The organism is Lishizhenia sp. (assembly GCF_057456495.1).
Genome location: NZ_JBVCPV010000061.1, coordinates 1 through 15,125, shown reverse-complemented (window position 1 = coordinate 15,125; position 15,125 = coordinate 1). Strand labels below are relative to the sequence as shown.

Here is a 15,125-nt window from a genome sequence, read left to right as displayed (position 1 = left end):
CTCCAAGCCCATAGCCTCAGGTACTACTAAAATATCTGAAAAGACAATTGCCGCATCTACTCCTAAAAGGTCTACCGGTTGTATTGTTACTTCAGCAGCCAATTCAGGCGTCTCTACCAATTCCTTAAAACCAGAAAGTGAAGATCTTACAGCTCTATATTCAGGTAAAATTCTTCCTGCCTGACGCATTAACCATACAGGGTAACGCTCTATTTCTTCTCCACGTGCAGCACGTAGAATTAAATCATTCTTAATTTCCATCGCAAGCAAAGATAAATAGTTTTCGAGAAAATTTAAGTGATTCAGAGAGAATATTCAACGGCATGTTTTCAGGTTAATTTCTACCAGTTTATTGGTGCTTTGTTATGCTTAATCAAATATTCATTACACTTTGAAAAATGCCTATTTCCGAACCAATGACCTCGATTTGCACTTAGCGGTGATGGGTGTCCACTTTCTAAGATAAGATGTTTGTTGGCATCAATTAATTTGACCTTCTTTCTGGCATAACCACCCCACAATAAAAAAACAAGATTTGATTTCTCCTCCGAAAGTAAGGCTATCACACGATCTGTAAAGGTTTCCCAACCTTGCTTTTGGTGACTTCCCGCTTCACCTCCTCTTACGGTTAAGGTAGCATTGAGTAAAAGCACTCCTTGATTAGCCCACTCCTGAAGACTTCCTGTAAAAGGAATTTCATTACCAACATCTTCTTTGAGTTCCAATAAGATATTTCTTAAGGAAGGGGGGAAATTAACACCAGGAGGTACTGAAAAGCACAAACCATCTGCCTGGCCTGGTCCATGGTAAGGATCTTGACCTAAAATCACCACCCTTGCATCTTCTAATGCACAAGAATTAAAAGCATGAAAAACATGATCTTTCTTGGGGTAGATAGGATGTTTACCCTCATATTCAGCTTCTACAAATTTCTGAAGCTCTTGAAAATACTCCTGCTGCATTTCCTCCTCCAGCAGGCCTTTCCAATCTTTTGTTAATTCCATATTACTGAAAACACAAAAAGGAGACTCGTTTGGAGTCTCCTTAAAATTTCTTTATAAGCTTCTTACAACGTTGCGATGTGTGCAGCTAATCCTGACTTTAAGTTCGCAGCTTTGTTCTTGTGAATAATGTTTCTCTTCGCTAATTTGTCTAACATTGAAGAAACAGTTGGGAACATTTTTTCCGCTTCGCTCTTATCAGTTGTAGCACGCAAATCTCTAATCGCATTACGTGTCGTCTTGTGCTGATATTTGTTACGAAGTTTTTTAGCTTCGTTTGATCTTATTCTTTTTTGTGCTGACTTATGATTCGCCATTATCTTTCTTGTTTATTATGCTGTTAGCTTTGTAGCCCATAGGAGAATCGAACTCCTGTTTCCAGGATGAAAACCTGGCGTCCTAACCACTAGACGAATGGGCCGTTGTTACGGGTGACAAAAGTAATACTTATTTTTTAATTAGCAACTAAAAAATCATTTTAGTAAAACTTTTTTTTGATGTCAATTTTGGTAGCCCATAGGAGAATCGAACTCCTGTTTCCAGGATGAAAACCTGGCGTCCTAACCACTAGACGAATGGGCCTTTTTCAAGTCTGCTAAGCTCGTTTGCTTTGCGATTGCGGGTGCAAATATACACACATTTCTTAAACCCGCAATACTTTTTTTGAAAAAAATTAAATTATTTTTTCTTGCTCTGCCTGGAACTTAAACCCTAGACGTTTGCTCGTCTTCATTTGAAGACTGGAACTCAATGATTTAATCTGCATAACGCTTACTACATTCACTTTTTCGTAAGGTGGAGAAATTAAATCAAATTCTATGGCATGTATAAAAGTTCGCTCTACTATGTCTTTCCAAATCTCTTTAGAAAGGGTAGAATTTACAAAGTCGCGGAACAAAAAACCTAGCTGACCTTTACCTTCTACTAGGAAGTGATTTTCTTTATTTAAGAATACTCTACCTATTAAAAAACCGGCATCGTTCATTCTTCCTTGCAAAAAAGATTCTGCAAGGAAGTTATAAACGTTTATCACCCCACAATATCCCATACCTTTATTGTTCGCTAAATAAGAAGACTTCCACAAGGGGTTATCATCCGTAAATCGAAAAACATTTGTATGCATATTAAAAACTAAAACATCACTACCTATATAAGCGTGAATTTCAAAGTCACCTTTATCCTCATAAAAAAGACGAACTCTATCATTTTTCAATTCAGACTTTAAGCAATCCAACTCAGTTTTAACAACCTCTTTAAAGATTTGAAACTGTTCTTTCGTGTTATCAAACACATCTTGCTTTAATACCGCCCTATTCAATAAAAGGTCTTTGATCTTTTCTGTACACTCTCCCATGGCTTAGTTTTAGTTTTTGGGTATATTTTAATATGCTTTCGCAAACAAAACTCTTCCCTTAGAAGGTTTACCAGTCACCATACATGTCCCCTCCTCTTTTTCAGTAAAAGGAATACATCTAATCGTAGCCTTAGTCTCGTTCTTGATTTGCTCTTCTGTTTCTATTGTTCCATCCCAGTGAGCTGAAACGAAACCACCATCTTTCTCAATTATCTCTTTGAATTCATCGTAAGAGTTTGCTTCGCGGATGTTTTCATCTCTGAAAGCTTTAGATCTATTCAATAAATTCTCTTGAATCTCATCTAAAAGATTAATGATGTATTGATCCACACCTTCAAAATCTACTAAATTCTTCTCTTTTGTATCACGACGCGCAACCTCTGCTTTACCGTTGGCTAAATCTCTTTGTCCTATAGCTAATCTTACAGGAACACCCTTTGTTTCGTATTCAGCAAATTTCCATCCTGGTCTACGGTTGTCATCATCATCAAACTTAACGCTTACACCTTGCTTTTTTAAAGCCTCTATTACAGGAGTTATTTTCTCTGTAATTGCTGCTAATTGTTCTTCTCCTTTGTATATAGGAATGATGGCAACTTGAATCGGTGCTAAGGCCGGTGGTAAAACCAATCCTTCATCATCCGAATGTGTCATAATTAATGCTCCCATCAAACGAGTAGAAACTCCCCAAGAAGTTGCCCAAACGTGTTCTTGTTTTCCTTCTTTATCTGAGAACTTCACATCAAATGCCTTGGCAAAGTTTTGACCAAGGAAGTGAGAAGTACCCGCCTGAAGTGCTTTACCATCTTGCATCATTGCTTCAATACAATATGTTTCGTCGGCACCAGCAAATCTTTCACTTTCCGTTTTCAATCCTTTGATCACCGGCATCGCCATGTAATTTTCTGCAAAATCAGCATAAACTTCCAACATTTGTTCCGCTTCAGCTATTGCCTCTGCCTTTGTTGCATGCGCAGTGTGACCTTCTTGCCAAAGGAACTCTGCAGTTCTTAAAAACAAACGCGTTCTCAATTCCCAACGTACAACATTCGCCCATTGGTTTATTTTAATCGGTAAGTCACGGTAAGATTGAATCCACTTACCAAAAGAATTCCAGATGATCGTTTCAGACGTTGGACGTACAATTAATTCCTCTTCTAATTTCGCGTCCGGATCTACAACAACTCCATCACCAGCTTCATTGGTCTTTAATCTGTAATGCGTAACTACCGCACATTCTTTAGCAAATCCATCAACGTGAGCAGCTTCTTTACTTAAGTAAGATTTTGGAATAAAAATTGGAAAATAGGCGTTAGAGTGCCCAGTTTCTTTAAACTTTGCATCTAATATCTCTTTCATCTTCTCCCAAATCGCAAAACCGTATGGTTTAATTACCATACAACCTCTTACGTCAGAGTGCTCAGCTAAATCAGCTTTTCCAACCAACTCATTGTACCAGCTAGAATAGTCCTCTGATCTTTTCGTTAATTTCTGTGCCATATAAAACGGTATAATTATTGTATCTTTTGTTCACAACAAAGGTAAAAACTTTGCCTTATTATGAATTTTATAAAAGACAAAACTATGAAAAATTTGATCGCGTTTAGTACAGTTTGTCTTGCAGGACTTTTTCTCGGCTCTTGTGCCACCTCTGGTTCAATAGCGGATAATGACGTCTATATGCAACAACCCACTGCCTCTACCCTATTCGAAGACGAAACGGATCCTACTTCCTTTGCCAATTTTAAAGCGCAAGAAAGAGAGGAAATTATCGTTACACAAGACCATTTCACTCCTTTTAGAGGGAATTTTACTGTAATCAACAATTTTGGTAATATGGGCTCGCCCTTTTTCCCGTCTCCTTATTACGGACATATGCATTTAGTTCCTTATTATTATAATGGCTTTTACCAAGGGCTTACTTATGGGTATGGATATAGTATATATGGAAACCCTTATTATAATCCGTATATGTGGATGAATCAACATCAAGTATTCATCGGTCCAAATTTTTATTACGGTTACGGACAATACAGTAATGGATTTGGCGGGTACGGAGGAAATGTTGCCAGCCATAACCCCAATCACTTCTATCAACACAGAACTACACCTACTGTAGGTGCTCCAAGAAATTCTAATTATCCATCTACCTTAAAAAATAGTCCAGCTGTAATTCATAATACACCGAGAACACCAGGAAGAGTGGATAGAAACAATAACATTGCACAACAGCAAACGGTAAGAAGAAATATAGGTACGAGCTACCAAATTGGAAGTGGAAAACCGAATAGAACCGTAAAAAACTCAGGCTCTTCTGCAGTTAAACCGTCCGGACAACAATCTTATACAGGGAATGCACAATCAAAACAACCTACACGAACGTATAGGTCGCCACAATCCTCTTCTCAAGAAAGAACAACACAACCTATAAACGGTAGTAGTAGAAGATCTGCTGGATCAACTTCCTCAGGAAGATCAACAACTTTAGGTACTCCTACCAACGGAAATGGTGTGAAAATCACAACACCGCGCAGCAGTACACGCCCTACACCGAGTACAAGTTCTGGTGGATCATCAAGGTCGTCCAGTGGAACTAGTGGAGGTTCGAGAAGGTCTAGTTCAGGAGGTTCAACATCAACATCTAGAAGAAGGTAGACATGAAGAAATATTTAACATTAACATTAGGGATATTAATCTCCCAACTTTCTATTGCCCAAAACGAAGATGACGCTTTACGTTACAGTATGACGGATTACCAAGGTTCAGCACGTTTTGAAGCCATGGCAGGATCTTTTGGAGCATTAGGAGCTGACTTTTCCAGTAGTCAAATTAACCCTGCAGGAATCGCAAGGTTTTCTACGAGTCAATTTTCTTTTAGTTTTCGCAATAATTTAATAGACACACGTAGTACTTACGCCAATCAACAAAGTAATGATTTCGGGAACGCCTTTAAAATGGGTACCCTTGGCCTTGTATTAACCACAGACCAATCTACCTCTCGTTCAGGTATCACTTTTAGTCAATTCACTCTAGGATACACACGCGTCAATAACTACCACTCGAACATTCAAATTTCCGGAAGAAATGATGTTTCTCTGTTAGATGAGTTTGTAGCCTTAGGTGATGGAATATCTCCAGACAATGATGATATTTATTTTTACCGCCCCTTTACCACAGGTTTAGCTTATGAGGTTTATTTATTAGATTATGACTATCCAAACCAAGAATACTATTCGTCTTTGAATAATCCTTCTATTTCTTCGCGCACAGTGAACCAAACTCGAAATATTGAAAAACGCGGAGGTATGGGAGATTACAACATTGGTTTCTCCTTGAATTATTTAAACCGTTTCTACTTTGGGGCCAACGCAAATTATAGAACAGTAAATTACAAAGAAGAGTATACGCATACGGAAACTGCTGTTGCAGACCAAGAAGTAAACTTTGAGTATTTTGATTATATCTACAATTTAGAAACGAGCGGTGGTGGATTTAATATGAAGTTAGGATTCTTATACTTACACTCCGAAGCACTTCGCATGGGCTTATCTTTAGAGACTCCTAGTTTCTTGCGCTTAACAGATAACTGGACAGCTAGAATGAAGGCTTCCATCTACAATGGTACAGAATATGTTGAAACAAAAACAGCCGTTGATTTCATTCCTACTGGGGAATACGACTATAGAATTTGGACCCCTATGAAAACAAAAGCATCTATCGCCTATGTTTTTAACATGAAGGGATCTATCAATGTAGATGTGGAGCATGTTGCGTACAATACAGCGCGATTAAAGCCTATATTGACGAATAACGACAATTATGATTTCGCCACGGAAAACCAAGAAGTTAGAAATCAATATAGAAATGTTTTAAATCTAAGAATTGGAGGTGAATTATCCATTGGTGGTACATTCTTCGTTCGAGGTGGATATGCATTCTTACCAAGTCCGTACAAAAAAGAAATATCGAAAAACTATTCAACGCAGCTCATTACGATGGGAATAGGTAAAAAATGGAGAAACTCACAGATCGACATTGCCTACAAAAACAAAATATTCGACCAAGAGTACTTCATGGTGAACCCAACGTTTGGGGATGTAGGCAGCACAATATCTACTGCATCCAATTCAATAATACTTTCTTACACATTAATATTCTAGCAACAAAAAAGGCTTTCAAAATTTGAAAGCCTTTTTTTTATATCCTTAAAATTATTTCAATTTAGCCACCACTGCTTCGGTAAAACTAATGTTATTCAGCTTGGCATCTAACCACGCTTCTATATCCACATACTCTAGAGCAACACGTTCATCATAATCTTTCATTAACTCACGTGTTTCGGCAGCCATATCCTCGAGAATTTTTTGTTCATTCTCTTTATCACCAGCTTTTGCCAGTTGTTTTACCTGTTTTACAAACACATTTTCAATCTTGTGATCTCTTTCCGTTTTGTTGAGGTATCTATTCGTAGATTTCACAACATATTCTAAGAAATCTAAGTTTCCAAGTTCATAATGTATGATCAGGTTTAACAAACGAGAGAAACTGTAAATATCTTGTCTTAAATTCTGCTCATTATCATTCAATACATCATTAATGTAACTCAATGCTGTTTTATAGTCCGCTAAACCAAAATATGTATACGCGAGATTAAATGAAAACAGTAGCTGTTGCTCTTTGTTAACCTTATCTCCATACTTTTCAACTCCTGCATTAATTTCAGGTACAAGATCCTTGGCTTTTTCAAACTGCCCCATGTGATTGAAAAGGTGTAATTGTTCGTTACACGTAATGGTGAAAAGTCTTACTTCAAAATCTATATTTTTAAAGTTCTTATCCTTTTTCAAAGCACTGATTTCATCCAAACATTTTTGTGCACTTTCGAAATCATTCTCATCCATATGACACCTCAATAAGTGTGAGAGTGTAAAGATGTATCGCTTTCCTAAATCCTTTTTGATTTTAGGATTGTGATCCAATATATATTTGGTTCGGTTAAAAAACTTATAACTGTCTGTATACTCCCTGCTTGTTGCAGCACACAATCCTTTGATATAATAACAAATAGAAGCTGCCCTAGAGCTCAGCGCTGTATTTTTCCCTTTAATTAAATGATGATTTGCAATATCCGATACTACCTTTCTTTCCTCGGCATTTCGGGTGAAACCTCCAGATCTAAAAATGTAATTGATTTTAGAGTACAGTACTTGGTATTCTGCAAGGTTCCTTAGTTTATCTATAACATCTGATTCTTCCTCAATAAGAGCATCTAAATCTCTGTCGAATTTTCCGGCTTCAAATGCCTCTTCCAAAAGTTTCTTTTCCCAAGAAATCAACTCAAACCAGTAGTAGAATTTTTCGTATTCTTCTGCTATTTTTTTCGCACGCTTTAAGAATTTCTCACACTCCTTGTAAAGTGCTTTTTTGTAGAGTATCTCAATATTTTTTATCTCTTGCTTCAATAAACTATTGATACTCTGATCAGAGTAATAAGACCTTAAACTTTTCAAAATCAGTTTATACAAATGATTTTTCTCTGAGGGAAGATGCTTGATAAAAGTTTCATCTTTAAAATATTCCTTCAGCTCTTCCTCATCGTAATCCTCTTGCTTTTCGATAAAGTCAAAAATTTTCAAATAGTTTTTCTCTCCTGATTGTAAAGAAGAAGATAACTTAAAAAATCTTTTCTCGGATTTTGATAACGACTGTATCAATTTAAAAAGTTCTGTGCTCGGCTTCATTCTGGTTTTACTTCTGCGTTTATTTCCTATTCAACCCTTGGTTAAATATAAGTTTTATACATTCTAAAATACAAAGAATTTATTTTTTCAATATCCCATCATTAATTAATTGATGCGCATGGTCTAGTATAGTCTCCTCTACAGGTCTATACTCCATTCCCAACTCTTCTTTAGAACGCGTATTATCAAATTTTAATGGAATACCGATGTTCTTTTTCACATATGACCATGATAAGCCAGCCATAATAGGACCCAGGAGATAAAACAGGAATTTAGGCAACACCTTACTTCCTATCTTATAGGCTTTCCCAAACTCTTGGCGCAAGATGTTGGACATTTCCAACATCGTCATACTTTTATTACTACATATAAAACGCCCCTTTAGTGCCGTATTTTCCAGAGCCATAATGTGAGCTTTTGCAACATCTCTTACATCCACCACTCCAAAATACAATTCGGGCATTCCCATCGCCATTTTTCCGTTGAGTAAATTCAACATAAAATCAATACTAGTGCTGTCCGTTCGCTTCGTTAAAGAAGGTCCTAAAATAAACCCAGGATTTATACTCACCAAGCTCCAAGTTGAAGTCAAAGACAAGGCTAGAGCCTCCTTTTCCGCCACCGTTTTAGAATAATTATAAGGCTGATGAGATATAGAACTAGTTGCATTCCAGTTTTTCTCAGAAAAAGCATCTCCCTCTATCATTTCCACATCTATTGCATCTCCATACACGGCAACAATACTAGAGGTTTGAATAACGCGTTCAATATCTCCTTTGCTCGCTGCATTCAAAACATTTCTTGTTCCAATTACTGCAGGATCTACCAATTCTTTTTTCGGATTTTTTATGCCTTCTATTTTAAAAGGACTCGCAGTATGAATAAGTGATTTAGCACCTTTCATAACATCATCATAGCTGCCCTCTTCCAACAAATCTGCCTCGTAAATAGATAGTTTATTCGGGTATTTTTCTTGAAGCTTAAGAATTAGTTCTTCTTTTTGCGTTTTTGCCAAACTTCTTGTGGTTATTCTAACTTCATACTCTTTTTCTAAAAGTTGAGTAAGAATGTGAGATCCTAAATAACCCGTTGCACCTGTTAAAACTACTGGAGATAATATCATACAAATTCCTTTAAACAAAAAAAGCCTGTTTCAAATAAAACAGGCCTCAATATAATTAAATAATTATGCTATTTCCGTCACCAGATTGTGTTTCTCTATCATTTTTCTCAAATTAATGATAGCATAACGCATACGCCCTAAAGCTGTGTTAATGCTAATATCTTTTTCGAAGGCGATGTCTTTAAATGACATGTCTTTGAAAATACGCATATGCACAATTTCCTTTTGCGTTTCAGGTAAGTGATCTATTAGTCCGACCATTTGCTGTTCAAGCTCATCTTTCATCAATCCCTCCTCTACATTCTTGTCTGTTAAACTCAACACAGAAAAAATATTGAATTCATCCGACTTAGAACTAGATTCTGAAATCATTCTTGTTTTATTTGCTTTTCTGAAGTGGTCAATCACCAAGTTGTGCGCTATACGCATTGCCCATGGTAAAAACTTTCCTTCTTCGTTGTAGGCTCCTCTTCTCAGTGTATTCACAATTTTCACAAAAGTATCTTGGAAGATATCCTGACTTAAAGCATGGTCACGAATTTTCATATAAACAAAACCATAGATTTTGTCTTTGTGACGCATTAATAAAGTTTCGAAAGCTTGTTCTTTTCCTTTTAAATATAACGCAACGAGTTGTTGGTCTGTGAGTTCTTGCATAGCCATAATTTACCCTGTTTAGAGATTAAATAATTTCAATTCTTTTCGTAGAGTAAATGTTTATGCTATAAGCTATTGTATTTAAAAGTTATCGTTTTTGCGAACTCCAAATATAGTACAAATCTCGGACCATAACAAGGAATTCTATATATAAAGAACGAAACTGATTCTAAAAGGGTTGCATGAAAAGTAAAAAAAAGAACAGAATTTCACCCAAAACTTAGTTCTATTGCAAATGGGAGTATTATTTTTGGCAAAAAATTATTGTATGCCAAGTATCTCAGAAAAAGCACAATTGATGCCAGCATCACCAATTCGTAAATTGGTTCCTTATGCTGAGCAAGCAAAGAAGGCTGGTAAAACGGTTTTCCATTTAAATATTGGTCAGCCAGATATTGAAACTCCAGAAGTAGCCAGAGAAGCTATTAAGAATACGGATATTAAAGTATTGGAATACTCACATTCTGCTGGTTTCGAATCGTACAGAGAAGGATTATCTGAATACTATAAAAAGTCAGGAATTAATGTAAACAAAGATCAAATCTTGGTTACAACAGGTGGTTCTGAGGCTTTGACATTTGGATTTATGTCTTGCTGTAACCCTGGTGATGAAGTGATTATCCCTGAACCTTTTTATGCCAACTACAATGGTTTTGCTACAGCAGCTGGTTTAAATGTAGTTCCTGTAACTTCATCAATTGAAGAAGGTTTTGCATTACCGGCAATTTCTGAAATAGAAAAGTTAATCACTCCAAAGACGAAGTGTATCGTTATTTGTAACCCTGGAAATCCTACAGGTTACCTATACTCAAAAGAAGAAATTCAGCAGTTAGGTGAATTAGTGAAGAAACACGATATCTTCTTATTCGCAGATGAGGTATACAGAGAATTTTGTTACGATGGAGCTCAACCTTTCAGCGTAATGCAATTAGAAGGACTAGATGATAACGTTGTTTTAATTGATTCTGTTTCTAAGCGTTACTCAATGTGTGGAGCTCGTATTGGAGCTTTGATTACAAAAAATGAAGAAGTGATGGCTTCTGCATTGAAATTCGGTCAAGCAAGATTATCTCCTCCCACTTATGCACAAGTTGCAGCGGAGGCGGCTCTACAAACTCCTCAATCTTACTTTGATGATGTAATTGCAGAATACGTAGAAAGAAGAAACATCATGGTAGATGGATTAAACAAAATTCCAGGTGTATTTTGTCCAAAACCAAAAGGAGCATTCTATGCTGTTGCTAAATTCCCAGTGGATGATGCAGAGAAATTCTGTCAATGGTTATTAGAAGACTTTGACTACAATGGAAAAACAGTAATGATGGCGCCATGTGCAGGGTTCTACTCTACTCCAGGTTTAGGAAAACAAGAAGCGCGTATTGCTTACGTATTGAATAAAGAAGCATTGGAAGAATCTTTAGTTTGCTTAGAAAAAGCATTGGAGGTTTATCCAGGAAAAATATAAACACACACCCGTGTTTCAGAAAGTCTCAACATTGTGTTGGGACTTTTTTTATGCCTTTGAATAAAATTTTCTGACTTTTCTACGTTAGAATAAGTAATGAGAACAGTATTTATCCTACTAGTAAGTGTATTTTGTTTGTCTGCGAGTTCTACCGTTAAATTCACAGCAATCAACCGTGATGAATTGCGTCATGAAATAACCCTTTTGGTAAATGAACTCAGAAAGAAAAAGAATCGTTCTCAACTCCGTTACAACGACACGCTCAAAAAAGCAGCGCAACATCATAGTGACTATGTAGCAAAAAGGGATAAACTTACCCATTACGAGGGCTACTATAAATACAGGTCACCTAAAGACAGAGTAAAAGCTTATGGTGGAACTAATTTTGGAACTGTGGGAGAAAATGTTCTCTTTACAACCCTAGATTATACGACCTACGATCCTGCTAAAATCAAAGCCTTGGCAAAAGAAGCCTTTGACTTATGGTACAAATCACCAGGCCATTACAAAAACATGGTTTTTAAAGATTTAAGTTATGCAGATATTGGAATAGCCATTCATTACCCAAAAAAACGTATCTACATCACCCAAGTATTCGGAGAAAAATAAAGACGATTGATTTTTCTAAATCTTAATCATTTTTAAAGCTCTGTATTAAATTGACCAAATACCTTAATTAATAAGGGAAGCATCAATATTTTTAGGAGAAGACCTTGTACCTTTGCAAAAAAATAGATGCATGCTCTACAAGGAAGCGATAAAAAAAGAAATTCTAAACCTTTTTCATTTAAAGCAAAACAACAGGGCTTTGTCCATTCCTTTTTTAGCTGCATTTTCTGTGGGAGTACCGATATTAACAGGTTACTTTTTGGGGAATTTACAATATGGAATTTATGCCTGTATTAGTGGATTGGTCATTTTATACCTTCCCCATAAAGGATCTCTAACACACAGAATGATTACCGTACTCATTAGCTCTTTTGGATTCATGGCCTCTTTTGCTTTGGGATTGTTATTCAGTTTTAACCCTTACGTCGCCTCCGTTGCTTTGGGTGTCTTTGCCTTTGCGGTTCATTGGGTAGTACTTTATTACAAAACTTCACCACCTGGAAGTTTCTTCTTTATTCTTATTGCTTCCATGGCCTTATCCAATCCTTTTGATTTAGCACAGATACCAGCTAAGACTGGATTAATTGGATTAGGAACTATTTTCACATGCATATTAGCACTCAGTTATACCGCTTTCATGGTGAGAAAAGAAGCCAATGCCGGTACCAGAGAGGCTCCAAAAATGATACAGAAAAACAGTTTTGCCAACTCCATGGAAGCCATAATCATGGGTGTTTTCATGTTTCTTTCATTATTGATAGGACACTTACTAGATTTCGACAAACCTTATTGGATTCCAATTTCTTGCTCAGCAGTAATGATGGGTGCTTCACTTTACCACATCTGGCAACGAACCCTACACAGAATTCTCGGAACATTCATCGGTATGGGACTCTCATGGCTTATCTTAAATGTAATTGACACCGCTTTGGGAATTTGTATTGCAATTATCGTATTACAGTTTATTATTGAAATGCTCATAACACGTCAATATGTATTGGCTGTGATTTTCATTACTCCTATGACTATACTAATGGCTGAGGCTGCTAGTCCAATGATGCAAAGTCCCAACGAACTTATTCAACTACGATTAATAGAAATCGTAATCGGAAGTATACTCGGTGCCATTGGAGGATGGTTTTTGTACAAAGAAAAGATACGCTATCACGCTATAAGAGGCTTGCAAAAAATATCCTTGACGGTAAAGAGAAAGTAATTGCTTTAATTTTTACAGAAAGCTTTAAAAGGACAAAATTCTAGTGCTTCTTCTTCGTAAATTGATGATATTTATAATCTAAACAAGCAAGGATGAACTTAAATTACCTGGATAAACTCTCCAAAAGCTTTGGTTCCACACCAAAAATGCCTGTATTGTTTTTAGGACATGGTTCTCCTATGAATGCTATAGAAGAAAACGAATTTGTTGAAGGGTTTAGAAAACTGTCCACAGAATTACCTATACCCAAGGCCATATTATGCATATCGGCACATTGGGAAACCAATGGAACGATGGTAACCGCAATGGAAAATCCACCAACTATACATGATTTTAGTGGTTTTCCTCAAGAACTCTTCGATGTAGAATACCCTGCTCCTGGTCATCCCTTATTGGCTTATGCTACCAAGGAAATACTATCCAGTACAACTGTTGATTTAGACCATGCTTGGGGACTAGACCATGGTGCTTGGAGTGTGATTAAACATCTCTATCCCAATGCGAATATTCCAGTTGTACAATTAAGTATAGATAGAAGAAAAGATGCCGAATATCATCACAAACTGGCCAAACAATTAAGTGTACTTAGAGAACGAGGTGTATTAATTATTGGAAGTGGAAATATGGTACACAACCTTAGAAAGGTGGCGTGGGATAAGATAAATGAAGAATATGCCTATGATTGGGCCCAAGAAGCCAGTACTAAAATGAAATCTTTTGTATTGAGTAACGATTATAAAAACTTGATAAATTACCGCAATCAAGGAGAGGCCTACGACATGGCCATTCCTACACCAGAGCACTACCTTCCTCTCCTCTATACTATGGGACTATTTCAGAAAAAAGATGAAATTGAATTGTTCAACGATAAAGCTGTTGCGGGTTCATTAACCATGACTTCTGTAAAAATCTATTAGTTTGGAACTTATACAACACATACAAAATCACTTTAGAATACCGCTCGATGAGGTACCTAGAGTAGCAGAATTGTTTAAACCAAAACAATTTCAAAAAGGAAGTTTCTATTCTAAAAAAGGAAGTTATTGTACGCAATTATCTTTTCTTCAAAAAGGGCATATTAGAATATTTGACCAACATAAGGATAAAGAAATCACCCAATGGATTGCCGGACCAGGTCAACTTATTACCGACTTAAGAAGTTTTGTTTTCCAACATCCCTCTCGCTGGCAAATGCAATGTTTAGATGACGTTGAGCTTTTTAGCATAGCTAGAAATGATTTTGAAAAAATTCATCAACTTGTTCCCAATTGGGCACAAATAGAAAAAGAATTTATTTCCGACTGTTTTATCACGCTAGAAAATCGAGTTTTCAGTCATTTATCCATGACTGCCGAAGAAAGATACCAGCATCTTTATACATACAACCCTAGTATTTTCAACAGCGTACCTCAACAATATTTAGCCTCCATGTTAGGAATGACTCCTGAAACGTTTAGCAGAATTAGAAAGAAAGCAGTACTTTCTTGATCTATATCAAGTCGACGCCATCGTTTGTTCACGAACTTAGTACCTACAAACAAAACATATTATGGCTAAAACAATAACAACACAAATTACTATCGCGGCACCGGTTCATGAAGTATGGAAAGTATTGATGAACACGAAGGATTACCCGGAATGGAACCCTTTTGTAAAAGAATTAAACGGGGATCTGGTTGAAGGAAAAAAAATAACTGTTGCATTACCCGGAATGAAATTTAAACCTATGGTTGAAGTAGTGCATGAAAACAAAGAGTTTCGTTGGCAAGGACATTTGCTCTTCCGAGGTGTTTTTGATGGTCAACATCAATTTTTACTGGAAGCCATTTCAGACAACCAAACCTTATTAACACATCAAGAGCATTTTAAAGGAATTTTAGTACCCTTCATGAAGAAAATGTTGGAAGGTGATACTAAAAGTGGATTCATTGCAATGAATGAGGCATTAAAAGCCAAGGT

General features: G+C 36.5%; 16 protein-coding genes and 2 tRNA genes. 8 read left to right on the top strand and 10 right to left on the bottom strand.

The window, feature by feature from the left end; translation table 11 throughout:
- The 7 genes from AC22ZQ_RS06270 to proS all read right to left on the bottom strand — a co-directional run.
- Positions 1 to 261: uroporphyrinogen decarboxylase family protein (locus AC22ZQ_RS06270; protein WP_318957928.1), on the bottom strand; the 261-nt coding region annotated here is incomplete at its 3' end.
- Between the two features lie 80 nt (positions 262 to 341).
- Positions 342 to 1,004, bottom strand: a complete 663-nt coding sequence (gene ung, locus AC22ZQ_RS06265; RefSeq protein WP_318957927.1) for a uracil-DNA glycosylase — start codon at positions 1,002 to 1,004, stop codon at positions 342 to 344.
- A 62-nt stretch (positions 1,005 to 1,066) separates the two neighbouring features.
- On the bottom strand, positions 1,067 to 1,318 hold the full coding sequence (rpsT, locus tag AC22ZQ_RS06260) for a 30S ribosomal protein S20 (RefSeq protein ID WP_318957926.1): 252 nt from the start codon (positions 1,316 to 1,318) through the stop codon (positions 1,067 to 1,069).
- A gap of 32 nt (positions 1,319 to 1,350) precedes the next feature.
- A tRNA-Glu gene (locus AC22ZQ_RS06255) sits at positions 1,351 to 1,422 on the bottom strand.
- A gap of 86 nt (positions 1,423 to 1,508) precedes the next feature.
- Positions 1,509 to 1,583: transfer RNA gene (locus AC22ZQ_RS06250), tRNA-Glu, on the bottom strand.
- A gap of 91 nt (positions 1,584 to 1,674) precedes the next feature.
- Positions 1,675 to 2,355 (bottom strand): hypothetical protein, encoded by a 681-nt coding sequence (locus AC22ZQ_RS06245; protein ID WP_318957925.1) that lies wholly within the window; start codon positions 2,353 to 2,355, stop codon positions 1,675 to 1,677.
- A 27-nt stretch (positions 2,356 to 2,382) separates the two neighbouring features.
- On the bottom strand, positions 2,383 to 3,855 hold the full coding sequence (gene proS, locus AC22ZQ_RS06240) for a proline--tRNA ligase (protein WP_318957924.1): 1,473 nt from the start codon (positions 3,853 to 3,855) through the stop codon (positions 2,383 to 2,385).
- Positions 3,856 to 3,939: 84 nt separating this feature from the next.
- Between proS and AC22ZQ_RS06235 the strand changes: the two genes are divergently transcribed.
- Together AC22ZQ_RS06235 and AC22ZQ_RS06230 are read left to right on the top strand one after the other, a co-directional pair.
- Positions 3,940 to 5,010, top strand: a complete 1,071-nt coding sequence (locus tag AC22ZQ_RS06235; protein WP_318957923.1) for a hypothetical protein — start codon at positions 3,940 to 3,942, stop codon at positions 5,008 to 5,010.
- A gap of 2 nt (positions 5,011 to 5,012) precedes the next feature.
- Entirely contained in the window at positions 5,013 to 6,515 is a 1,503-nt protein-coding gene (locus AC22ZQ_RS06230; protein ID WP_318957922.1) for a hypothetical protein, read from the top strand.
- A gap of 51 nt (positions 6,516 to 6,566) precedes the next feature.
- Here AC22ZQ_RS06230 and AC22ZQ_RS06225 read toward each other — a convergent pair whose 3' ends face one another.
- The 3 genes from AC22ZQ_RS06225 to AC22ZQ_RS06215 all read right to left on the bottom strand — a co-directional run bounded on the left by AC22ZQ_RS06225 (position 6,567) and on the right by AC22ZQ_RS06215 (position 9,882).
- A complete protein-coding gene (locus tag AC22ZQ_RS06225) occupies positions 6,567 to 8,096 on the bottom strand; it encodes a hypothetical protein (RefSeq protein WP_318957921.1) in 1,530 nt (509 codons plus the stop codon).
- Positions 8,097 to 8,175: 79 nt separating this feature from the next.
- Positions 8,176 to 9,219: an NAD-dependent epimerase/dehydratase family protein gene (locus AC22ZQ_RS06220; protein WP_318957920.1), complete on the bottom strand. Its 1,044-nt coding sequence runs from the start codon at positions 9,217 to 9,219 to the stop codon at positions 8,176 to 8,178.
- Positions 9,220 to 9,282: 63 nt separating this feature from the next.
- Entirely contained in the window at positions 9,283 to 9,882 is a 600-nt protein-coding gene (locus tag AC22ZQ_RS06215) for an RNA polymerase sigma factor (RefSeq protein ID WP_318957919.1), read from the bottom strand.
- Between the two features lie 262 nt (positions 9,883 to 10,144).
- Between AC22ZQ_RS06215 and AC22ZQ_RS06210 the strand changes: the two genes are divergently transcribed.
- From AC22ZQ_RS06210 to AC22ZQ_RS06185, 6 genes are all read left to right on the top strand, one after another.
- Positions 10,145 to 11,341, top strand: coding sequence for a pyridoxal phosphate-dependent aminotransferase (locus AC22ZQ_RS06210; RefSeq protein WP_318957918.1), 1,197 nt, complete (start codon positions 10,145 to 10,147; stop codon positions 11,339 to 11,341).
- Positions 11,342 to 11,437: 96 nt separating this feature from the next.
- The gene (locus AC22ZQ_RS06205) at positions 11,438 to 11,950 is read left to right on the top strand and encodes a CAP domain-containing protein (protein WP_318957917.1); all 513 of its coding nucleotides are present in this window, start codon (positions 11,438 to 11,440) and stop codon (positions 11,948 to 11,950) included.
- A gap of 130 nt (positions 11,951 to 12,080) precedes the next feature.
- Complete coding sequence (locus AC22ZQ_RS06200; RefSeq protein ID WP_318957916.1) at positions 12,081 to 13,166, top strand: FUSC family protein; 1,086 nt, start codon at positions 12,081 to 12,083, stop codon at positions 13,164 to 13,166.
- 92 nt (positions 13,167 to 13,258) lie between these two features.
- Positions 13,259 to 14,083 carry a 4,5-DOPA-extradiol-dioxygenase gene (gene ygiD, locus AC22ZQ_RS06195; protein ID WP_318957915.1) on the top strand — a complete coding sequence of 275 codons (825 nt, stop codon included), beginning with the start codon at positions 13,259 to 13,261 and terminating at the stop codon, positions 14,081 to 14,083.
- Between the two features lies 1 nt (position 14,084).
- Positions 14,085 to 14,654, top strand: a complete 570-nt coding sequence (locus AC22ZQ_RS06190) for a Crp/Fnr family transcriptional regulator (protein WP_318957914.1) — start codon at positions 14,085 to 14,087, stop codon at positions 14,652 to 14,654.
- A gap of 61 nt (positions 14,655 to 14,715) precedes the next feature.
- On the top strand, positions 14,716 to 15,125 hold a 410-nt coding region (locus AC22ZQ_RS06185; protein WP_318957913.1), incomplete at its 3' end, for an SRPBCC domain-containing protein.